Origin of the sequence: Pseudomonas oryzihabitans, from assembly GCF_024652905.1 — a bacterium.
Taxonomy (GTDB): Bacteria; Pseudomonadota; Gammaproteobacteria; order Pseudomonadales; family Pseudomonadaceae; genus Chryseomonas; species Chryseomonas benzopyrenica.
Genome location: NZ_CP102428.1, coordinates 157,529 through 178,840, shown reverse-complemented (window position 1 = coordinate 178,840; position 21,312 = coordinate 157,529). Strand labels below are relative to the sequence as shown.

General features: G+C 67.6%; 22 protein-coding genes. 15 read left to right on the top strand and 7 right to left on the bottom strand.

Going from position 1 to position 21,312, the window contains the following annotated elements:
* Window positions 1–13: 13 nt before the first annotated feature.
* Window positions 14–601 (bottom strand): HAD family hydrolase, encoded by a 588-nt coding sequence (locus tag NRG74_RS00850; protein ID WP_257705504.1) that lies wholly within the window; start codon window positions 599–601, stop codon window positions 14–16.
* A 99-nt stretch (window positions 602–700) separates the two neighbouring features.
* Between NRG74_RS00850 and NRG74_RS00845 the strand changes: the two genes are divergently transcribed.
* The 6 genes from NRG74_RS00845 (at window position 701) to NRG74_RS00820 (ending at window position 7,271) form a co-directional block, all read left to right on the top strand.
* Window positions 701–1,450 (top strand): haloacid dehalogenase type II, encoded by a 750-nt coding sequence (locus tag NRG74_RS00845; RefSeq protein ID WP_173149506.1) that lies wholly within the window; start codon window positions 701–703, stop codon window positions 1,448–1,450.
* Window positions 1,451–1,504: 54 nt separating this feature from the next.
* On the top strand, window positions 1,505–2,131 hold the full coding sequence (locus tag NRG74_RS00840; RefSeq protein ID WP_064309382.1) for a CatB-related O-acetyltransferase: 627 nt from the start codon (window positions 1,505–1,507) through the stop codon (window positions 2,129–2,131).
* A gap of 69 nt (window positions 2,132–2,200) precedes the next feature.
* Window positions 2,201–2,473: a hypothetical protein gene (locus NRG74_RS00835; protein WP_017638627.1), complete on the top strand. Its 273-nt coding sequence runs from the start codon at window positions 2,201–2,203 to the stop codon at window positions 2,471–2,473.
* A gap of 31 nt (window positions 2,474–2,504) precedes the next feature.
* The gene (gene tsaA, locus NRG74_RS00830; RefSeq protein ID WP_173149510.1) at window positions 2,505–3,200 is read left to right on the top strand and encodes a tRNA (N6-threonylcarbamoyladenosine(37)-N6)-methyltransferase TrmO; all 696 of its coding nucleotides are present in this window, start codon (window positions 2,505–2,507) and stop codon (window positions 3,198–3,200) included.
* 119 nt (window positions 3,201–3,319) lie between these two features.
* Complete coding sequence (gene ppnN, locus NRG74_RS00825) at window positions 3,320–4,696, top strand: nucleotide 5'-monophosphate nucleosidase PpnN (protein ID WP_017638629.1); 1,377 nt, start codon at window positions 3,320–3,322, stop codon at window positions 4,694–4,696.
* Window positions 4,697–5,045: 349 nt separating this feature from the next.
* Window positions 5,046–7,271 (top strand): putative bifunctional diguanylate cyclase/phosphodiesterase, encoded by a 2,226-nt coding sequence (locus NRG74_RS00820; protein WP_257705503.1) that lies wholly within the window; start codon window positions 5,046–5,048, stop codon window positions 7,269–7,271.
* On the opposite strand, the gene NRG74_RS00815 is transcribed toward NRG74_RS00820, so the two are convergent.
* Together NRG74_RS00815 and fpr are read right to left on the bottom strand one after the other, a co-directional pair.
* Window positions 7,268–7,954: a dihydrofolate reductase family protein gene (locus NRG74_RS00815; RefSeq protein ID WP_257705502.1), complete on the bottom strand. Its 687-nt coding sequence runs from the start codon at window positions 7,952–7,954 to the stop codon at window positions 7,268–7,270. The two genes, NRG74_RS00820 and NRG74_RS00815, sit on opposite strands and share 4 nt — an antisense overlap.
* Window positions 7,955–8,091: 137 nt before the next feature.
* On the bottom strand, window positions 8,092–8,871 hold the full coding sequence (fpr, locus tag NRG74_RS00810) for a ferredoxin-NADP reductase (protein ID WP_017638632.1): 780 nt from the start codon (window positions 8,869–8,871) through the stop codon (window positions 8,092–8,094).
* Window positions 8,872–8,991: 120 nt separating this feature from the next.
* Here fpr and NRG74_RS00805 point away from each other — a divergent pair, with 120 nt between their 5' ends.
* Window positions 8,992–9,921, top strand: coding sequence for a LysR family transcriptional regulator (locus NRG74_RS00805; protein WP_160923308.1), 930 nt, complete (start codon window positions 8,992–8,994; stop codon window positions 9,919–9,921).
* On the opposite strand, the gene NRG74_RS00800 is transcribed toward NRG74_RS00805, so the two are convergent.
* A complete protein-coding gene (locus NRG74_RS00800) occupies window positions 9,922–10,359 on the bottom strand; it encodes a DUF4345 family protein (RefSeq protein ID WP_160923307.1) in 438 nt (145 codons plus the stop codon).
* Window positions 10,360–10,557: 198 nt separating this feature from the next.
* Here NRG74_RS00800 and pdxY point away from each other — a divergent pair, with 198 nt between their 5' ends.
* Entirely contained in the window at window positions 10,558–11,451 is an 894-nt protein-coding gene (pdxY, locus tag NRG74_RS00795) for a pyridoxal kinase PdxY (RefSeq protein ID WP_064309387.1), read from the top strand.
* A 658-nt stretch (window positions 11,452–12,109) separates the two neighbouring features.
* Here pdxY and dksA read toward each other — a convergent pair.
* Entirely contained in the window at window positions 12,110–12,514 is a 405-nt protein-coding gene (dksA, locus tag NRG74_RS00790; RefSeq protein WP_173149520.1) for an RNA polymerase-binding protein DksA, read from the bottom strand.
* A 192-nt stretch (window positions 12,515–12,706) separates the two neighbouring features.
* Between dksA and NRG74_RS00785 the strand changes: the two genes are divergently transcribed.
* The 6 genes from NRG74_RS00785 to otnI all read left to right on the top strand — a co-directional run bounded on the left by NRG74_RS00785 (window position 12,707) and on the right by otnI (window position 18,674).
* A complete protein-coding gene (locus NRG74_RS00785) occupies window positions 12,707–13,411 on the top strand; it encodes a FadR/GntR family transcriptional regulator (protein ID WP_184285930.1) in 705 nt (234 codons plus the stop codon).
* A 23-nt stretch (window positions 13,412–13,434) separates the two neighbouring features.
* Complete coding sequence (gene ltnD / locus NRG74_RS00780; protein WP_158892799.1) at window positions 13,435–14,328, top strand: L-threonate dehydrogenase; 894 nt, start codon at window positions 13,435–13,437, stop codon at window positions 14,326–14,328.
* A gap of 5 nt (window positions 14,329–14,333) precedes the next feature.
* The gene (otnK, locus tag NRG74_RS00775) at window positions 14,334–15,626 is read left to right on the top strand and encodes a 3-oxo-tetronate kinase (protein WP_257705501.1); all 1,293 of its coding nucleotides are present in this window, start codon (window positions 14,334–14,336) and stop codon (window positions 15,624–15,626) included.
* Window positions 15,623–16,261 carry a 3-oxo-tetronate 4-phosphate decarboxylase gene (gene otnC, locus NRG74_RS00770; protein WP_017638640.1) on the top strand — a complete coding sequence of 213 codons (639 nt, stop codon included), beginning with the start codon at window positions 15,623–15,625 and terminating at the stop codon, window positions 16,259–16,261. Before otnK ends, otnC begins: the two co-directional genes overlap by 4 nt.
* 139 nt (window positions 16,262–16,400) lie before the next feature.
* Complete coding sequence (locus NRG74_RS00765) at window positions 16,401–17,861, top strand: GntT/GntP/DsdX family permease (protein WP_027601498.1); 1,461 nt, start codon at window positions 16,401–16,403, stop codon at window positions 17,859–17,861.
* A gap of 15 nt (window positions 17,862–17,876) precedes the next feature.
* The gene (otnI, locus tag NRG74_RS00760) at window positions 17,877–18,674 is read left to right on the top strand and encodes a 2-oxo-tetronate isomerase (protein WP_257705500.1); all 798 of its coding nucleotides are present in this window, start codon (window positions 17,877–17,879) and stop codon (window positions 18,672–18,674) included.
* 344 nt (window positions 18,675–19,018) lie between these two features.
* Here otnI and NRG74_RS00755 read toward each other — a convergent pair whose 3' ends face one another.
* The gene (locus NRG74_RS00755) at window positions 19,019–19,570 is read right to left on the bottom strand and encodes a sugar ABC transporter ATPase (protein WP_257705499.1); all 552 of its coding nucleotides are present in this window, start codon (window positions 19,568–19,570) and stop codon (window positions 19,019–19,021) included.
* Between the two features lie 102 nt (window positions 19,571–19,672).
* Here NRG74_RS00755 and xseA point away from each other — a divergent pair, with 102 nt between their 5' ends.
* A complete protein-coding gene (gene xseA, locus NRG74_RS00750) occupies window positions 19,673–21,052 on the top strand; it encodes an exodeoxyribonuclease VII large subunit (protein ID WP_257705498.1) in 1,380 nt (459 codons plus the stop codon).
* A gap of 10 nt (window positions 21,053–21,062) precedes the next feature.
* Here the strand turns inward: xseA and NRG74_RS00745 are convergent, their stop codons facing one another.
* Window positions 21,063–21,257, bottom strand: a complete 195-nt coding sequence (locus tag NRG74_RS00745) for a hypothetical protein (RefSeq protein WP_017640645.1) — start codon at window positions 21,255–21,257, stop codon at window positions 21,063–21,065.
* Window positions 21,258–21,312 lie beyond the last annotated feature (55 nt).

Below are 21,312 nucleotides of genomic sequence, written 5' to 3'. Positions count from 1 at the left end.
CAAATTTCCAGCGTCAGAGCGCCGCCAGGATATCCGCACAGGTCTCGAAGCGCTGGTCACGCGCCGCGGGCCAGGGATCACCGGGCTGATTGACCTGCAAGGTGCGACACCCCACCGCCCGCCCACACTCCAGGTCGTAGCGGTGATCACCGACCATCACCAGGCTGGCGGGCGCCACCCGCCAGCGTTCGGCCAGCCGCAGCAGACCGCCCGGATCTGGTTTGGGCGCCGCCTCGTCGCGACCCAGTACGGCAGGCGGATCGAAGCAGTCCTCCAGGCCGATGGCGGCCAGGGTCAGCAGTGCCAGGTCGCGAGCATTGCGGGTCAGGATGCCCAGGTGGCAGCCGCGCTCATGCAGCGCGCGCACCAGCTCCACCGCGCCCGGCGCCGGGCGGGCGGCCACCGCCAGTTCGCGCTCGTGCTCGAACAGCCAGGCGTGCTTGGCCTCGCGCTCGGTGGCGGGCAGCTCGGCCAGGTGGTGGAGGATGTCGGCCTGCTCGGGAATGCCCAGGTGCCGGCGAATGGCGGCGAAGTCGTGTACCGCCAGGGTCAGGGTGCCATCCATATCGAACACCCAGTGGCTGAGGTGGCGCAGCGTCATGCAGAGATCCTTTGGCGAGGGTGACCTTCGGGCACTTTGAGGGAACCCCCGTCACCCGTGGTCCGTCTGGTGGAGACAACCTTCTGCAGGAGTCTACCCATGACGACGACCGTTCGGGCGCTACTTTTCGATGTCTTCGGCACCGTGGTGGATTGGCGCGGCAGTCTGGTCACCGGTCTGCAAGGATTGTCCGCCAAGCACGGCGTCCAGGGCGACTGGGAGCGGCTGGCCGATGCCTGGCGCGCCGAAGCCTATGAAGCCATCCTGCCGCAGATCGCCGCCCGCAGCCTGCCCTGGCTGCCCCTCGACGAAGTCCATCGTCTGGCGCTGGACGAATTGCTGCCACGCCACGGCCTGGTCGGCCTGACCACCGCCGAGGTGGCCTGGATCAATCGCCTCTGGCACCAGCTGACGCCCTGGCCCGATGCTGTACCGGGTCTCACGCGGCTGCGCCAGGGTTATCCGGTCTGCGCCCTGTCCAATGGCAATGTCAGCCTGCTGCTGGACATGGCCCGCCACGCCGGGCTGCCCTGGGACATGCTGTTCGGCGCCGATCTTTTCAAGCGCTACAAACCGGCCGCGGAGGTCTACCTGGGCGCCTGCGCCCTGCTCGACCTGCAACCGGAACAGGTGATGCTCTGCGCCGCCCACAATGGCGACCTGCAGGCGGCCAAGGAGCTGGGCCTGGCCACCGCCTTCATCCAGCGCCCACGGGAAAAGGGTCCGGCGGGTGGCGAGGTGTCCAGCGGCGGCTGGGATCTGGAAGCGAGCGACCTGCAGGACCTCGCCGACCAGTTGGGCATGGCGGCCATCGAGCGAGATCCGGCGGAGCCCGAGGCCGGCGATTGAGCGCGGCCCGGGCGCTTCGGTATCCTGCCGGATACCTTTCGCCAGGGCATCGCCATGGGTTTTCTCGACAAGCTGCGCAAGAAACGTGAACGCCAGGCGCTGGCCGCCCTGCCCCGCCTGCACCAGCGCACGGCGCGCCTGCGCCGCGAGCTGCCCGACTATGAGATCGGTGCCGGCACCTACGGCGCGCCCAGGGTGTTCGATCTCAAGGAAGGCGCCACCCTGCGCCTGGGACGCTACACCTCCATCGCCGAGGGCGTGCGCATCCTGCTCGGCGGCCTCCACCGGCTGGACTGGGTGACCACCTACCCCTTCCCTGCCTTCGTCGACGATCTGGCCCATATCACCGACTACGGCGGTACGCGCGGCGATGTGGTGATCGGCAGCGACTGCTGGATCTGCACCGATGCGCTGATCCTCTCCGGCGTCACCATCGGCCATGGCGCCGTGGTCGCCGCCGGTGCCGTGGTCACCCGCGACGTGCCGCCCTATGCGGTGGTGGGCGGCAATCCGGCGCGCTTCATCCGCTGGCGCTTTCCCGAAGCCACCTGCCAGGCGCTGCTCGACATCGCCTGGTGGGACTGGCCCGAAGCCGAGATCCTGGCTGCCGGCGAACACCTGTGCAGTGCCGATATCGAGGGCTTCATCGCCTACGCGCGGGCGCGCCATCCGGCGCCCTGAAGCCGTCGCCTGGAACTCGGAACCGCTCCCAGGGTTCACCTTCATTAGTCACTCCGTTGAAGGTTCTCCATGGAAGCGCTCGATCTGTTGCAATGGCCGGCCATGGCCATCACCCTGCTCGCCGCCTGGCTGGTGGCCTCTCAGCGTCAGGGCCGGCGCAACCTGGGCTTCTGGGTCTTCCTGCTGAGCAACGGCCTGTGGATCGCCTGGGGCCTGCAGGCCGAGGCCTATGCCCTGATCGTGCTGCAGCTGGGCCTGGCGGCGATGAATCTGCGCGGGGTGCGCCGCAACGCCGGCGAAGCGCCGGCTGCTGCGGTCGCGGAGGCCTCGGGCAGGGCATAATGACCGGCCCTGCGTCAGACGGCCCCCGCCCATGCAGTACAGCGTCACCCCCATCGGCCACGTCCGCTCCTGCTTCAAGGAGAAATTCGCCATTCCCCGGCAACCCGCGCTGGCCCCGGCCGCCCGTGGCGTGCTGGAACTGCTGCCGCCCTTCGACCGGCCCGAAGCGGTCGCGGGTCTGGAAGGCGTCAGCCATGTCTGGCTGCTGTTCCTGTTCCATCAGGCGCTAGAAAGCCAGCCGCGGCTGCGGGTGCGGCCACCCCGCCTGGGCGGCAATCGCTACCTGGGCGTCTTCGCCACCCGCGCCACCCATAGACCCAATGGCATCGGCCAGTCGGTGGTACGCCTCGACGGCCTGGAACCGGGACGGCTGCTGCTTTCGGGGATCGATCTGCTCGACGGCACCCCGGTATTGGACATCAAGCCCTATGTGCCCTATGCCGACAGCCCCCCGGGCGCCCACAACGCCATCGCCGAGGCGCCCCCGCCGGCCCTCGCGGTCAGTTGGGCGGACGCGGCGCGGGTCCAGGCCGAGGCCCATGGCCAGCGCCTGGGCGAGCCCCTGGCCGAACTGATCGAGCAGTGCCTGGCCCAGGATCCACGCCCGGCCTACCAGACGCCGACGCCCGAGCGGCGCTACGGGGTGCGGCTGTGGGATGTGGAGGTGCACTGGCACTATCCAACCGCGACCTCCATCCAGGTGCTGGACGTCACCGCCGCGGTCTGACACGGCCCCGTTTGCATTCCGGCGCCCGCGCCCCCAACAATGACAGTGCCGGATCGCATGAAGTGGTCCGCACCCGGCTACGGCCGCCGTTCGGCCGTATCACCGATAGGGAAGCATCTATGGCTCCAAGCAGACAGGTCATCAACGCTCAGGTCAGCCCCAAGGGCAGCCTGGAGACCCTTTCCCAGCGCGAGGTCCAGCAGCTCAGCGCCGCCGGCTCGGGCAACCTCTACCAGCTCTTTCGCCAGTGCGCCCTGGCCATCCTCAACACCGGCGCCCACAGCGACAACGCCAAGACCATCCTCGAGGCCTACCAGGACTTCGAGATCCGCATCCACCAGCAGGACCGCGGCGTGCGCCTGGAACTGGTCAACGCCCCGGCCGATGCCTTCGTCGACGGCGAGATGATCGCCAGCACCCGCGAGATGCTGTTCAGCGCCCTGCGTGACATCGTCTACACCGAGAGCGAGCAGAGCAGCCTGCGCATCGATCTGGAGAGCTCCGAGGGCATCACCGACTACGTCTTCCACCTGCTGCGCAATGCCCGCACCCTGCGCGCCGGCGTGGAGCCGAAGATGGTGGTCTGCTGGGGCGGTCACTCCATCAGCACCGAGGAATACAAGTACACCAAGAAGGTCGGCCACGAACTCGGCCTGCGCAACCTGGACATCTGCACCGGCTGCGGCCCGGGCGTGATGAAAGGCCCGATGAAGGGCGCCACCATCGCCCATGCCAAGCAGCGCCTCCAGGGCGGTCGCTACCTGGGCCTCACCGAGCCGGGGATCATCGCCGCCGAGGCACCCAATCCCATCGTCAACGAACTGGTGATCCTGCCCGACATCGAGAAGCGCCTGGAAGCCTTCGTCCGCGTCGGCCACGGCATCATCATCTTCCCGGGTGGCGCCGGCACGGCAGAGGAATTCCTCTACCTGCTGGGCATCCTCATGCACCCGGACAACACAGGCATCCCCTTTCCGGTGGTGCTCACCGGACCGCAGAGCGCCGCCCCCTACCTCGAACAGTTGCACGCCTTCATCGGCGCGACCCTGGGCGAAGCTGCCCAGCGGCACTACCAGATCGTGGTCAACGATCCGGTCGAGGTGGCCCGGCAGATGGCCCAGGGCCTCAAGGCGGTCAAGCAATTCCGCCGCGACCGCCACGATGCCTTCCACTTCAACTGGCTGCTGCGCATCGAAGAAGGCTTCCAGCGGCCCTTCGATCCCACCCACGAGAACATGGCCGCCCTGCAGCTGACCCATGCCGTGCCGCCCCATGAACTGGCCGCCAACCTGCGCCGCGCTTTTTCCGGCATCGTCGCCGGCAACGTCAAGGCCAAGGGCATTCAGCTGATCGAGGAACGCGGGCCCTACGAGATCCATGGCGATCCCGACATCATGCGGCCACTGGATCGGCTGCTGCAGGCCTTCGTCGAGCAGCACCGCATGAAGCTACCCGGCGGCGCGGCCTACGAGCCCTGCTACCGCGTGGTGAGCTGATCCGTTCGACCGGCCGTTCTGGCCGGTCTTCCCTCTCATGGGACCGTTCATCCCTCCTCCTATCGACGAACGGTCGCATTACTGGCGATATGCTATCGATAAGTCGCTAGCCAGCTATCTAGAGCGCTTCTTCTGGCGATTTTCCGCTGCGTTTCCAGATGCGCTCGTCTGAGGAAAAAATCTCGCGCACTAACTGTCGAGGCGCCTGCTAAAGCCCCTCTTCACCACGCCGATAGGGCAAGGCAAGCTAAACTCAACGCGCAGGCTGCCGCTGTGAAATCCCCCGGACCGGAGATCCCGCCGGGCCGTCTTCACCCAGTCGCGCCAGACTTCCTGCCGAGGCCATGGAATGAACAACTGGCTGGGACTCGACTTTCTCGTCGCTCCTCTCGACCACACCCAGATCCACCTTCACGGTCAGCACGACGGCTGGCTGGTCGCCCTCGCCTATCTGGTCGCGGTCAGCGCCTGCTACGTGACCCTGGTATTCGCCGAGCGCATCGGCCAGACCCGCACCCTGGCGCGGCGGCGGGCCTGGAGTCTGATGGGCGCCCTGAGCTTCGGCTTCGGCGTCTGGGGCATGCACTTCATCGCCATGCTCGCCTTCACCGTGCCCACCCGGGTGCACTACGACCTCTTCATCACCATCGCCTCGCTGCTGATCGTGGTGCTGGCCGGACTCATGGCCATGCCCGCCCTCAGCCAGCCCGACCTCACCCTGGGGCAGCGCCTCAAGGCCGGTATCGTGCTGAGCGTGGGCATCGTGCTCATGCACTACACCGGCATGGCGGCGGTGCATACCGAGGCCGTGGTGCTCTATCGACCACTGCCCTTCCTGCTGTCGATCGGCATCGCCGTAGGGGCCAGCTTCGCCGCGCTGCAACTGATTCAGATCTTCCGTCGCCACTACACCGGCATCTATCGCTGGCTGCGCATGGCCACCGCCTTGGTGATGGGACTGGCCATCGCCGCCATGCACTTCACCGGCATGTGGTCCATGGTGCTGATCGCACCGGCCCAGACCGAAAGCACCCTGCAAGGCGCCAGCAATTCCTGGCAGCTGGGGGTGGGCATCGCCATCATCGCCCTGCTGCTGGGGGTGGGCGGCCTGGGCGCGGCCTGGGCGGATCGCCAGCTGCAGCGCAAGGAAAACGACCTGGAGCGGGTCAATTCCCTGGTTGGCCAGCTCGACGAGGCCCGCGCCTCGCTGCAGCAGGCGGCGCACTACGACCCCCTCACCGACCTGCACAATCGCCGCGCCTTCAACCAGGCCTTCGCCGAGATCCTCGAACGCCACGCCCAGCAGGGGCGCAACCTGGGAGTGATGTTTCTCGACATCGATCACTTCAAGCGCATCAACGACAGCCTCGGCCACGATGCCGGCGACCAGCTGCTGGTGGCCATGGCCAAGATCATTCGCGACGCGGTACGCGAAGGCGATCTGGTGGCGCGCTTCGGCGGTGACGAATTCTGCATCCTGGCCAGCCTCGCCGGGCCCGAAGAGGCCAGGCAGCTGGCCCAGCGCATCCTGGAACGCCTGCGCAACCCCGTCACCATCGGCAACCGCACCCTGGTGATGACCACCAGCATCGGCATCAGTCTCTATCCCCGCGACGGCGGCTGCTGCGAGGAATTGCTCAAGAGCGCGGATCTCGCGCTCTATCTGTCCAAGGGCAATGGCCGCAACACCTACAGCTTCTTCGACGAGACCCTGCGCGAGAAGATCTCGCTGCAACTGGAGCTGGAAGCCGAACTGCGCGAGGCCCTGGTCGAGGAACGCGGGCTGCAGCTCTACTACCAGCCGATCCTCGATGTCGCCAGTGGCCAGCTGGACAAGGCCGAAGCCCTGATCCGCTGGGATCACCCCCGCCTCGGCATGCTGGCGCCGAACTGCTTTCTTGGCGTCGCCGAGGCCAATGGGTTCATCGAGGACCTGGACGCCTGGGTGCTCAGACGTGCCTGCCAGGACCTCGCCGAGCTGACCGCCGCCGGTCTCACGGAGTTGCGCCTAGCGGTCAACTGCTCGGCCTTGAGCCTGAGCAATGACGCCCTGCCCGGACAGATCGCCTGGCGGCTGGACGACCATCGGCTGTCGCCGCGGCGCCTGGAACTGGAGGTGACCGAGAATGCCCTGGTCAAGAACGTGCAGCCTACCGCCGAATTGCTGCAGCGCATCCGCGACCTGGGCGTGACGGTGTCCATCGACGACTTCGGCACCGGCTATTCGTCGCTGGCCTATCTCAAGCGCCTGCCGATCGATACCGTGAAGATCGATCGTTCCTTCGTCACCGGCTTGGCCGAGGGCAATGCCGACCACCAGATCGTCCAGGCCATCATCGGCATGGCCCGGCCGCTCAAGCTCAAAGTCACCGCCGAGGGCGTCGAGCACCTGGAGCAGCTGCGCCTGCTCTGCGCCCTGGGCTGCGACTTCATCCAGGGCTACCACATCAGCCGCCCGGTCCCCCTGGCCCAGGTGCCCGAGGTGATCGCCCGCTATGCCAGCGGGGTCTGTCCGCTGCAGGCCCAGGCCGAGGCGGACGCCGACGCCCTGGCCCTGGCCAAGGCGCTCGGCTAACCGCGCCGATAGCGCAGCCAGACGCTGCCGTCGTCCTGGGCTTCGGCCGAATCCAACGTGAGGTAGAGCGGCTGCTGCCAGGCCCGCTCGGCGATCTCGAAGGACGCCGGATGGGCGCCGCGACCGTCCACCAGCGGAATGATCAGCACGCTGATCTCGTCCACCAAGCCGGCGGCGACAAAGGAGCCGCTGACGTGGGGACCGCCCTCCACCACCAGGCGCTCGATGCCCAGTTCGGCGTTCAGCAGCTCCAGCACGGCCCTCAGATCCAGTTCGTCCTTGCCGCCGAAGACATAGGAAGCGCCGATGTTCTGCAGGTGGGCCAGGTAGTCGTCGCTCACCCCTTCGGTGAGCACTGCCACCACATGGGAATCCAGGGCCTCGTTCTTCTTCCAGGCCACCTTGCCCTGGGGATCGATGGCGATGGCGTACTTGCTCGCGTCGCGCCGGGCGAAATGATGGGTGCGCGGGATGGGCGCCTGGGCGACGCCGGTGGGATAGCCCTCGCCGTGGGCGATCTCTTCCATGGTCACCCGGCCACAGGCCCAGGCGTCGAATTCAAAGCGCTCGGCCAGGCGCTCGTAGGTGGCATCGGCCTGCTTCTTGACGGCGCGGTCCCAGCCATCGGTGAGGGCGTGACCGTCGACCGACGACATCATATGGCAGATCACATAGGGCTTCATGGGGACTCCCGGCAATAGCGTGTCGCCATGACACGCCTTGCAGCAACCGACCGGCCCGGCGCCGGGGGAGTTCAGCCCGCCGGGTCGTGGAAACGAAAAACCCGCCGGAGGGCGGGTTTTCGCGGAGTCTGCTCGCGTTACTTCTCGACGAAGGCGCGCTCGATCAGGTAGTCGCCCGGATCGCCCATGCGTGGCGAGATGGTCAGGCCGAATTCGTTCAGCACGGCGCTGGTCTCGTCCAGCATGCTCGGGCTACCGCAGATCATGGCGCGGTCGTCCTGCGGATTGATCGGCGGCAGGCCGATGTCCTCGAACAGCTTGCCGCTGCGCATCAGGTCGGTCTGGCGACCCTGGTTGCGGAATTCCTCGCGGGTGACCAGGGGGTAGTAGATCAGCTTCTCGCGCACCAGGTCGCCGATGAACTCGTGCTCCGGCAGGGTCTTGGTGATGAAGTCGGCATAGGCCAGCTCGTTCACGTAGCGCACGCCGTGGACCAGGATCACCTTCTCGAAGCGCTCGTAGGTTTCCGGATCCTGAATGGTGCTCAGGAAGGGCGCCATGCCGGTGCCGGTGCTCAGCAGATAGAGGTGCTTGGCGGGCTTGAGGTCGCTGAGGATCAGAGTGCCGGTGGGCTTGCGGCTGACCATCAGGTTGTCGCCTTCCTTGAGGTGCTGCAGGCGCGAGGTCAGGGGGCCGTCCGGCACCTTGATGCTGAAGAACTCCAGGTGCTCTTCGTAGTTGGGGCTGGCGATGCTGTAGGCGCGCATCAGCGGACGACCGCCTTCGGTTTCCAGGCCGATCATCACGAACTGACCGTTTTCGAAACGCAGGCCCGCATTGCGGGTGGTCTTGAAGCTGAACAGGGTATCGTTCCAGTGATGAACGCTCAGGACGCGCTCGGTGTACAGGTTGCTCATCGATGACTCCAGGAAAAATCGGTACAGCCCGGGGCTGGATAGAAATTGCGCGACAGTTTATAGAGGGACAAAATATCCGTGAAATGAATAATTCGAATATAGGTTATCCAAAAGGCAGATATGAGATTCACGTTGCGTCAACTCGAGGTCTTCGTCGCCGTGGCCCGCCAGGAAAGCGTTTCCCGCGCGGCCGAGGCGCTCAGTCTGTCGCAGTCGGCCACCAGTACCGCCCTGGGCGAACTGGAACGGCAATTCGACTGCCGGGTGTTCGACCGCGCCGGCAAGCGTTTGACGCTCAACGCCCTGGGCCGTCAGCTGCTGCCCAAGGCGGTGGCCCTGCTCGACCGCAGCGCCGAGGTGGAAAACCTGCTGCGCGGCAAGACCGGCTTCGGCTCCCTGGAGGTCGGCGCGACCCTCACCATCGGCAACTACCTGGCCACCCTGCTGCTGGGCGACTTCATGCAGCGCCATCCCGACTGCCGGGTGCGGCTGCACGTGCACAACACCGCCAGCGTGGTGCAGCGCATCGCCAACCATGACATCGACCTCGGTCTGATCGAAGGCGATTGCCAGCATCCGGATCTGGAGGTGCAGCCCTGGATCGAAGACGAACTGGTGGTGTTCTGCGCGCCTGGGCACGCCCTGGCAGGAAAGCAGGCCACCCAGGCCGAGCTGGAAGCCCAGGCCTGGATCCTCCGCGAACAGGGCTCCGGCACCCGCCTGACCTTCGACCAGGCCATGCGGCATCACGCCCAGCCGCTGGACGTGCGCCTGGAGCTGGAGCACACCGAGGCCATCCTGCGGGCGGTGGAGTCGGGGCTGGGCATCGGCTGCCTGTCGCGGCTGGCGCTGCGCGACGCCTTCGCCCGCGGCACCCTGGTGCCCATCGCCACCCCGACCCTGGATCTGCGTCGCCAGTTCTGCTTCATCTGGCACAAGCAGAAGTACCAGACCGGGGCCATGGTCGAATTCCTCGACCTCTGCCGCCAGCTCACCCAGGGCCTGAGCCGCAGCGATCAGATCGACACCGCGCGGCCCCGATCCCACTGATCACTGGCCCTGGTAGATCCGGCGATTCTCCAGCTCCCGCTGCTCGTGGCGGCGGTGGGCGCGCAGCGCCAACAGGGCCAGGATGCCGATGATCAGGCGATAGCCCTGGGAATAGAGATCCAGCTCGGCGGTGGCCGATTCGCCCAGCACGCCGCTGATCAGCCGCACCACGAACAGCGTCAGCTGCACGAAGGCCACCAGCAGCAGGCCGGCCGACAGCCATTCCGCCCGGCGAAAGGCCAGCACGGCGAACAGCGCCAGGGCGAACTGCATGCCGCCATACCAGACCCGCGCCTCGGCCACCGACGCCGAATCCATCAGCACCATGCCACGGGCATTGGCCATCTCGTAGGGGTAGAACCAGTGCGCCAGGGCGAGTCCAAACCAGACCAGGGCCTGCAGACCCAACACCAGACGTGCGAAGCGAAGCTCGGACATTCCCCGTTTCTCCTTGGGGCCAGAGGTGGATGACAGCCGCTCCAGTGTAGCCAGCCAAACGACCTGGCGCAGGTAGCGATCCGCACTGCCGATGCAGACCGCCGCAGCCGGGTTAGGGTTCGCCGGAAGGGCTGGGGTAAGCTGCAAAGACCTTTCGTTTTCGGCTCGGATCGCGAGCCCGCTGCCCAGGTGACCGCCATGCCCGCCACCCTGCCCGCCCAGCCGCCGCTGGTGCTGTCCATCCAGTCCCATGTCGCCTATGGCCACGTCGGCAACGCCGCCGCCACCCTGCCGCTGCAACTGCTCGGCCTGCAGCCGGTGGTGGTCAACACGGTGCAGTTCTCCAATCACACCGGCTACGGCGAATTCAAGGGCCAGGTCTTTCCGCCCGAACACATCCACGACGTGCTCGACGGCCTGCGCGCCCGCGGCGTGCTGGAGCGCTGCGTAGCGGTGCTCTCCGGCTACCTGGGCGACGCCGCCATCGGCGAGGTGATCCTGGGCGTGGTCCAGGAGATCCGTCGCCAGCGCAGCGATCTGCACTACCTCTGCGATCCGGTGATGGGCGATGTCGGTCGCGGCATCTTCGTGCGTCCGGGCATCCCCGACTTCCTGCGCCGCCGCGCCATCGAACAGGCCAGCCTGATTACCCCCAACCAGTACGAATTCGAATTGCTGCACGGGCAGCCGCTGGCGGATACCGCCGACGCCGTGAGCGCCGCCCGCCTGTTGCTTGGCCGCCCTGGTCAGCCGGGCCCCGCGACCATCGTCATCACCAGCCTGCGCACCCCGGACCTGCCCGCCGACGTCCTCAGTACCTTAGTGGTGGAAAGCCAAGATGCCTGGCTGGTGCAGACGCCCTACCTGGACCTGCAACCGCTGCCCAACGGCATGGGTGACGTCTTCTCGGCGGTGCTGCTCGGCCAGTTGCTGAACGGCCAGTCCACGCCCGCCGCGGCGTCCCATGCGGTCAGCGCCCTCTACGCCCTGGTCGCCCGCACCGCTCCCGGCAGCCGCGACCTGCCGCTAATCGCCGCCCGCGAGCAAATCGTGCGACCAGGCGAGCTGTTCGAGGCGCAACGGCTCGCGTAGGTTGGGTTGAGCGTCAGCGAAGCCAACGATGCCACGTTCGAGTTTGCCTGTTGGGCTTCGACGATGGAGCCGTCTCAGCCCAACCTACGGGCCAGGGTTCAAGGTGCAGCGGTTTGCGTAGGTTGGGTTGAGCATCAGCGAAGCCCAACGGTGCCTATTACGAGTCTGCCTGTTGGGCTTCGACGATGGAGCCGTCTCAGCCCAACCTACGGGCCAGGGTTCGAGGCGCAGCGGTTTGCGTAGGTTGGGTTGAGCGCCAGCGAAGCCCAACGGTGCCACGTTCGAGTCTGCCTGTTGGGCTTCGACGATGGAGCCGTCTCAACCCAACCTACGCCCAGTGGTTCGAGGCGCAATGTCTTGCGTAGGTTGGGTTGAGCGTCAGCGAAGCCCAACGGTACCGTGCTCGACCTTGCTCTGTTGGGCTTCGACGATGGAGCTGTCTCAACCCAACCTACGGCCAGTGGTTCGAGGCGCAACGGCTTTCGTAGGTTTGGCTGAGCGTCAGCGAAGCCTAACGGTACCGTGCTCGGCCTTGCTCTGTTGGGCTTCGACGATGGAGTCGTCTCAGCCCAACCTACGGGCGACCCTTCCTGCGCCATACCGCCCCCTCTCCCCTCGGGAGAGGGCTGGGGTGAGGGAAAGCCCAGTCACCGCACCCTCACGACGACTGCATATGCCGCTCGCGCTGCTCCTGGCGTTCCTTGGCTTCGACGCCAAGGGTGGCGGTGGGTCTCAGCAGCAGCCGTGCCAGGCCAATGGGTTCGCCGGTCTCCTCGCACCACCCATACTCATCACGGGCCAGACGCTCCAGGGCCTCGTCGATCTTGTCCAGCAGCTTCTTCTCCCGTTCCAGCTGGCGCAGTTGCCATTGCCGCTGCTGCTCGGCGTTACCGACATCGGCGGGATCGCCATGGGCGTCCATGCCGCGCAGGTCTTCCACCTGCTCGTCGATCAGCCGCTGCAGATCGCCACGCTGATCGAGCAGCAGCCGGCGAAAGAAGTCGCGCTGGGCCTCGTTCATATAGGCCGACTCGGGTTGGGCCAAGAGTTCTTCAGGGGTCATACGACAGCGCTCCTCGACATAAATGTTATATTATAACAGTTCACAAGTGCTCTAGCCTGGGTCTTGTACCTAGCGAAGCCGTCACAAAAATCTCGTAGTGCCTTTGCCAAACCACTACACAAAGCCAAAAGGCTATGAGAGAGTAGCGCCACAACCTGTATGACAACCTTACAACCACAACAGCAGGTCTCCATGTTCGCCAAGGTCCCCGCCAATGTCCTGAGCGATAACGTCGCTCAGCAACTGCTGGACAAGATTGAAGCCGGTGTTTTCGCCCCCGGAAGCAAGATCCCCAGCGAAGCCCTGCTCTCCGAAGCCTTCGGCGTCAGCCGTACCGTAGTGCGCGAAGCCATCTCGCGGCTGAAGAACGAAGGGGTGCTGCAGCCCCAGCAAGGGCGCGGCATCTTCGTCACCACCCACGCCAGCATCCGCCCGCTGCGCATCGACGCCGACGAAGCCAGCCTGCCCGGCAGCGTCTTCCACCTGCTGGCCCTGCGCCGCGCCGTCGAGGCGGAAATCGCCTCCGAGGCCGCCATCAACCGCAGCGAAGCCGACCTGGTGGCCATCGACGAGGCCCTGGCGGCCATCGACGAAGAGGTCGCCGACGGCCATGACGGGGTACGCGCCGACGTGGCCTTCCACCGCACCATCGCCCAGGCCGCCGGCAACCCCTACTTCATCAAGACCCTGGAATTCGTCAGCCAGTACCTGGAGACGGCCACGCGCATCACCCGCACCAACGAGGCGCGGCGCGAGGACTTCTCCCGCCAGGTGCATGAAGAACACCAGGCCATCGTCGCCGCCATCCGCCTCGGCGATCCCCTGGCCGCCGCCAACGCCGCCCGCCAGCACATCTACAACGCCGCCCGCCGCCTGCGGCAGGCCGGCTTCGCCTGACCTTTTTTACGGAGAACAACAAGATGCAAGACAACGTCGGTGTCATCGGCCTCGGGGCCATGGGTCTGGGCGTCGCCCGTTCGCTGCTGCGCGCGGGTTTCGCCGTGCATGCTTGTGACGTGCGCGCCAGCGTGCTGGAAAGCTTCGCCAGCGAAGGCGGCGTGGCCTGCACCTCGCCCGCGGCCCTGGCCGACAGCTGCGACATCCTGATCACCGTGGTGGTCAACGCCGAGCAGACCGAGGCGGTGCTGTTTGGTGAAGGCGGCGCCGCCTCTGCCCTGCGGCCGGGCAGCCTGGTGATCGCCTGCGCCACCGTGGCCCCGGCCTACGCCGTCGAGCTGGGCGAGCGCCTGGCCGAGCGCGGCATCCTGCTCTTGGACGCCCCGCTCTCCGGCGGCGCGGCCAAGGCCGCCAGCGGCGAGATGACCATGATGACCTCCGGTACCGCCGAGGCCTATGCCAAGGGCGAAGCGGTCCTGGCCGCCATGGCCGGCAAGGTCTATCGCCTGGGCGATGCGCCCGGCCAGGGTTCCAAGGTCAAGATCATCAACCAGCTGCTGGCCGGGGTGCACATCGCCGCCTCCGCCGAGGCCATGGCCCTGGGCCTGCGCGAAGGCGTCGACCCGGACGCCCTCTACGAGGTCATCACCCACAGCGCCGGCAATTCCTGGATGTTCGAGAATCGCGTGCCGCACATCCTCAAGGCCGACTACACGCCACTGTCCGCCGTGGACATCTTCGTCAAGGACCTGGGCCTGGTGCTGGATACCGCGCGCACCTCGAAATTCCCGCTGCCGCTGTCGGCCACCGCCCACCAGATGTTCATGCAGGCCTCCACCGCGGGCTTCGGTCGTGAAGACGACTCGGCCGTGATCAAGATCTTCCCGGGCATCGAGCTGCCCAAGGCCGCGGAGTGAGCCCCATGAGCCAGACCGAGACCCGCCCGCTGCTGGGCTGCATCGCCGACGACTTCACCGGCGCCACCGATCTCGCCAACATGCTGGTGCGCGGCGGCATGCGCACCGTGCAGGTGATCGGCGTGCCCACGGCCGACGCCGAACTCGAAGCGGCCGATGCCGTGGTGGTGGCGTTGAAATCCCGCACCACGCCGACCGCCGAGGCGGTGAGCGAATCCCTGGCCGCCCTCGCCTGGCTGCGCCAGCGCGGCTGCCGGCAGTTCTTCTTCAAGTACTGCTCGACCTTCGATTCCACCGCCGAAGGCAACATCGGCCCGGTGGCCGAGGCGCTGCAGGAGGCGCTGGACTGCGATTTCACCCTGGCCTGCCCGGCCTTCCCGGAAACCGGGCGCACCCTGTTCCGCGGCCATCTGTTCGTGCAGGACCAGCTGCTCAGCGAATCCGGCATGCAGCATCACCCGCTGACGCCCATGGGCGACGCCAACCTGGTGCGGGTGCTGCAGGCGCAGAGCCGCGGCAAGGTAGGGCTGCTGCGCTACGATCAGGTCGCCAAGGGCCCCGAGGCCGTGCGCGCGGCCATCGCCGAACTGCGTACTTCGGGTCATCGCCTGGCCATCGCCGATGCCCTGTCCGACGCCGACCTGCATACCCTGGGCGCGGCCTGTGCCGAGTTGCCCCTGGTCACCGGCGGCTCGGGCATCGCCCAGGGCCTGCCGGAGAATTTCCGCCGCGCCGGCCTGCTCCAGGCCCATGACGCTGCCGCCCTGGCGCTGCCCGCCGGTGGCGAAGCCGTGCTGGCCGGCAGCGCTTCCCAGGCCACCAATGGCCAGGTCGCCGCCTGGCTGGAAGCCGGTCGCCCGGCCCTGCGCCTGGACCCGCTGGCCCTGGCCCGGGGTGACGACAGTATCGACGCCGCCCTCGCCTGGGCGCGCGAGCAGGGCCAGGCCGTGCTCATCTATGCCACCAGTCCCGCCGACGAGGTCAAGGCCATCCAGCGCGAGCTGGGCGTGGCGCGCGCCGGTGAACTGGTGGAACGCGCCCTCGGCCTGATCGCCCGCGGCCTGTTCGACCAAGGCGTACGCCGTCTGGTGGTGGCCGGTGGCGAGACCTCCGGCGCCGTGGTCCAGGCCCTGGGCGTGCAAAGCCTGCGCATCGGCGCCCAGATCGATCCGGGCGTGCCGGCCACCCTCGGCCAGGTCGCGGGCGAACCCCTGGCCCTGGCGCTCAAGTCCGGCAACTTCGGCAGCCGCGACTTCTTCGCCAAGGCGTTGCGCCAGCTGGCAGGAGAGCAGGCATGAGCGTCGAAGCCCGTCTGCGCGAAGAGATCTGCACCGTCGGCGCCAGCCTCTATGCCCGCGGCTACACCGTGGGCAGCGCCGGCAACATCAGTGCCCGCCTGGAAGACGGCTGGCTGATCACCCCCACTGACGCCTGTCTGGGTCGTCTCGACCCGGCAGCCATCGCCAAGGTCGGCCTGGATGGCGACTGGGTCTCCGGGGACAAGCCATCCAAGACCCTGGCCCTGCATCGCCAGGTCTATGACCGCAATCCCGGCGTGGGCGGCGTGGTGCATACCCACTCCACCCACCTGGTGGCCCTGACCCTGGCCGGGGTCTGGCGCCCGGACGACATCCTGCCACCCATCACCCCCTACCAGGTGATGAAGGTCGGCCATATCCCGCTGATTCCCTATGCCCGTCCCGGCGCCGCCAGCGTCGCCGAGCAGGTGGCGCAACTGGCCAACCGGGTTCGCGGCGTGATGCTCGAACGCCTCGGCCCGGTGGTCTGGGAGAGCAGCGTGAGCAAGGCCAGCTTCGCCCTGGAGGAGCTGGAAGAAACCGCGCGGCTGTGGCTGCTCAGCGAACCGCGCCCGGCGCCGCTCGATGCCGCCGCCCTGGCCGAACTGGCGGAGACCTTCGGCGCCGTCTGGTGACCTGAAGCCCGCGCTACCGCAACACCCCCACGATGGCCCTCGCCGGCCGTCGCGGGATCGGCTTGCCCTGGAAAAACAACAATAGCGAGGAAAGTGCCATGTCCCACGTCGTCAGCCCTACCCGCCCGGAGTCCCGCTCATGAGTCCGTTGCTGCTGGTCCTCATCGCCGCGGCGGGCATCGCCCTGCTGCTGTTCCTGGTTCTCAAGTACAAATTCCAGCCCTTCGTGGCGCTGATGCTGGTGAGCATCCTGGTGGCCCTGGCCGCTGGCGTGGAACCGTCGAAGCTGGTCGCCACCATCGAAGGCGGCATGGGCAAGATCCTCGGCCACATCGCCATCATCATCGCCCTGGGCGCCATGATCGGCCGCATCATCGAACTCTCCGGCGGCGCCGAGGCCCTGGCCAAGACGCTGATCGAGCGCTTCGGCAACAGACGCACGCCGCTGGCCCTGACCCTGGCCGGCTTCCTGGTCGGCATCCCGGTGTTCTTCGAAGTCGGCGTGATCGTGCTGATGCCGCTGGCCTATGGCATCGCCCGCACCGCGCGCAAGCCGCTGATCGTCTTCGCCCTGCCGATGTGCGCCACCATGCTCACCGTGCACGCCATGCTGCCGCCCCACCCGGGCGCCGTGGCCGCCGCTGGCCAGCTGGGCGCCGACCTGGGTCGGGTACTGCTGTTCGGCCTGCCGATCACCGCCGTGCTGGCCCTGATCGGCTGGTGGGTGGCCGGGCGCATGACCCGCCGTCACTACCCCATGACCGACGACATCCGCAGCGACGTCTATGGTCCGCAGATCACCGACACCCATCTGCAGCAGTGGGGTCGCGGCCAGGACATGGCCCCCGGCCTGCCCAGCCTCGGCGCCGCCGCGGTCAAGGTCGACGAGACCCCGGCCGGCCTCGCCGCCGGTCTGCCGCCCGCCCCGGCCCCTGGCTTCGGCCTGGTGGTGACCCTGATCCTGCTGCCCATCGTGCTGATCCTGCTGGGCACCCTGGCCACCAGCTGGCTGCCCGCCGGCAACCTGCTGCGGGACATCCTCACCGTGGTCGGCGCGCCCCTGGTGGCCCTGCTGATCGACACCCTGCTGTGCGCCTATGTGCTGGGCTTCCGCCGCGGCTGGTCGCGTGAGCAGGTCTCGGACGTCATCGGCTCGGCGCTGCCCGGCGTGGCCATGGTCATCCTCATCGCCGGTGCCGGCGGCGTCTTCGGCAAGGTGCTGGTGGACACCGGCATCGGCGCGGTGGTCTCGGAGCTGCTGCGCGCCACCGGCCTGCCGGTGCTGGCGCTGGGCTTCGTACTGACCCTGTTGCTGCGCGCGGTCCAGGGTTCCACCACCGTGGCCCTGGTCACCACCGCCGGCATCCTCGGCCCGCTGATCGCCACCCTGGACCTCTCGGCCAACCACATGGCCCTGCTCTGCCTGGCCATGGGCGCCGGTGGCCTGGCCGTGTCGCACATCAACGACGCCGGCTACTGGATCTTCACCAAGCTGGTCGGCCTGAGCGTCGCCGACGGCTTGCGTACCTGGACCGTCCTGACCACCCTGCTGGGGTGCCTGGGCTTCGCCATCACCCTGCTGCTCTGGCCCTTCGTCTGATCTGGGAGACAAGCCATGCCCCGTTTCGCCGCCAACCTCAGCATGCTCTACCCCGAGCATGCCTTCCTCGACCGCTTCGCCGCCGCCGCGGCGGATGGCTTCCAGGCCGTGGAATACCTCTTTCCCTATGAGCACAGTGCCGCCGAGATCAAGACACGCCTCGACGCCGCGGGCCTGACCCAGGTGCTGTTCAACGCCCCGCCCGGTGACTGGGCCGCCGGCGAACGTGGCCTGGCCGCCCTGCCCGGTCGCGAAGCCGAATGCCGCGCCGGCATCGACCGCGCCCTGGACTACGCCGCCGTGCTGGGCAATCGCCTGGTGCATGTGATGGCCGGGCTGCTGCCCGCCGAGGTCGACCGGGCCCGTGCCCGCGACACCTACCTGGGCAACCTGACCTATGCCGCCGAACAGGCGGCCAAGGCTGGAGTGACGATCCTCATCGAGCCCATCAACGGGCGCGACATGCCCGGCTACTTCCTCAATCGCCAGGACGACGCCCAGGCCATCCGCCAGGCCATAGGCGCTGACAATCTGAAGGTGCAGTTCGACTGCTACCACTGCCAGATCGTCGAGGGCGACGTCAGCAAGACCTTCGAACGCGACTTCGCCGGCATCGGCCATGTGCAGATCGCCGGCGTGCCCGATCGCCACGAACCGGACCTGGGCGAGTTGCACTATCCCTACCTGTTCGAGCGCTTCGACGCCCTCGGCTACGACGGCTGGATCGGCTGCGAATACCGTCCGCGGGGCGACACCTCGGCCGGGCTGGAGTGGCTGCGCAAACTGAAGCTTGAAAGCCGTAGGTTGGGCTGAGCACAGCGAAGCCCAACACCTCGCAACGCCGGTCGCGTGCCCTTGTTGGGCTTCGACGAAAGAGCCGTCTCAGCCCAACCTACGATCAGGCACCGTGCCCGGCGAGGCTGGAGTGGCTGCGCCAGTTGCAGGCGTAAACCCGTAGGTTGGGCTGAGCACAGCGAAGCCCAACACCTCGCAACGCCAGTCGCTTGCCCTTGTTGGGCTTCGACGAAAGAGCCGTCTCAGCCCAACCTACGGTTGAGCCCTGTTCACCGTCATGTACCGATGCCTAATCGCGGCCGCCGATGCGGCCGCGGGGCAACCGTAGGAGCGGCCCATGGCCGCGATAGACCCACCCGCCCCTACACCTCCACCACCGCCAACGGCTGTCCTAGCCGCCTCCGGAACTCCTCCAGGAACGCCGCAGCGAAGGCCCGCGCCGGCCAGTGGTTGAAGATGAAGCCCAGGTCGGAAAAGGCGCAGGGTTGGGGAAAGTCGAAGCCGTTGATGTCGTCTTCGTGATCACATTCCGGGCAGGCGAAGTTGTCGCTTTCCGCCGGCATCCAGACTTCCAGGTGCTCGAACAGCGCCTCGCCGATCTCGCGACGGCAGGCGGGGCAACGCGCGCGACCTTCGAAGCCGTCCAGCGGAGTGAAGATGCAGCGCTCGGTGACGATCTCCAGGCCACCATCGGGATAGTCGCGCGGATCGTCCATGCCCGGCGTCAGGTGCAATACCTCGGTCAGCCGCGGTCCCGGCGCATGGCCGCGCCGTCCGCGGCTGGGCAGGCACGGCGAGGCCTCGGCCCTGACCACACCGCTGGCGGCGAGCCAGCCAAGGATCTCCACGGCGGTACGCTCCACTCGCGGATGGCTGGAAATGCGGGGAGCGAGGATGGTCTGGCGCAGGGTCATGGAACGCGGGTCTCGGCAAAGGGGGCGCGCAGCTTAATCCCCTGCTCGCCCCACGCCCAGAGCTGCTAAGGTGAGGCCGACGAAAGCCACAGAAAGCGCCCCATGTTCAAGGATCCCTTCGCCCGCCTCGGTCTCGACCGCGAGGTGCTCAGCGTCAGCCAGCTCAACAGCCGCGCCCGGGTGCTGCTGGAAGACGTCTTCGCCCAGGTCTGGGTCGAGGGCGAGATCTCCAACCTGGCCAAGCCGGCCTCGGGCCACCTGTACTTCACCCTCAAGGATGGCCAGGCCCAGGTGCGTTGCGCGCTGTTCCGCCAGCATGCCAGCCGAGTGCGCCAGGCGCTGCGCGACGGCCTGGCGGTCAAGGTGCGCGGCAAGGTCTCGCTGTTCGAAGGCCGCGGCGACTACCAGCTGATCCTCGACAGCGTCGAGCCGGCCGGCGACGGCGCCCTGCGCCTGGCCTTCGAGGCCCTCAAGGAGCGCCTGGCCACCGAAGGGCTGTTCGCCGCCGAGCGCAAGCGCCCGCTGCCCGCTCATCCCCAGCGCATCGGTATCGTCTCCTCGCCCACCGGCGCGGTGATCCGCGACATCGTCAGCGTCTTCAAGAGACGCGCGCCCCAGGTCGAACTGACGCTGATTCCCACCGCGGTGCAGGGCCGCGAGGCCACCGGCCAGATCGTTCGCGCCCTGCAACTGGCCGACCGCCAGGGCTTCGACGCCCTGATCCTGGCCCGCGGTGGTGGCTCCCTGGAAGACCTATGGTGCTTCAACGAAGAACCCGTGGCCCGCGCCCTGGCGGCCTGCCAGACCCCGGTGGTGAGCGCCGTGGGTCACGAGACGGACGTTTCCATCGCCGACTTCGTCGCCGATGTCCGCGCGCCCACCCCTTCGGCGGCGGCGGAATTGCTCGCCCCCCATAGCGCCGATCTGCGCCAGCGCCTGGATGGTCTGCATCGCCAGTTGCTCCTGCGCATGCGCGAGCGCCTGGCGCGCGAACGCCTGCGCCTGGAGGCCTGCAGCCGGCGCCTGCGCCATCCCGGCGAACGGCTGCGCCAGCAGGCCCAGCGCCTGGATGATCTGGATCTGCGTCTGCGGCGCGCCTATGTCATCGCCCAGAATCGTCGCCGCGATCGTCTGGCCCACCTGGATACCCGCCTGGCCGGCCAGCATCCCGGGCGCCAGCTGGCCCTGCTGCGCCAACGGCTGGAGCAACTGGCCGACCGCCTGCCGCGAGTCATGCAGCGGCAACTCAAGGAGCGCCAGCAGCGCCTGGCCGGCACCGTCCAGACCCTGCAGATCGTCAGCCCCCTGGCCACCCTGGGCCGTGGCTACAGCATCCTCCTCGACGAACGCGGCCAGGCCGTGCGTGCGGCTGGCCAGGTACAGCCAGGTCAGAAGCTCCAGGCCCGCCTGGCCGAGGGCGAGCTGGAGGTGCGGGTGCTGGACAATCACCAGGCGCCGGTCACCCTGTCGCTGCTGGACTGACGCCAGCGCCTCAGGGCGCCTTGGTCCCTGGGTTGCCATGCTCCACCGTGCGATCGGGCGACTGAGTGGCCGGATCGCTGCCAGGCGCGCTCTTCTGCACCACCTCGCTACGCTGGGGCGGCGGGGTTTCCGGTGGCTTGTCGCAACCGGCGAGTAGCGCACTCAGGGTAAGCAGGGCCAGGCTGCTGGCGATGGGACGGACCATGGTCTTCTCCTCTGGGGTTTCAGGGAGGACCTCGGGATTTCCCGGTGCGTTCCCG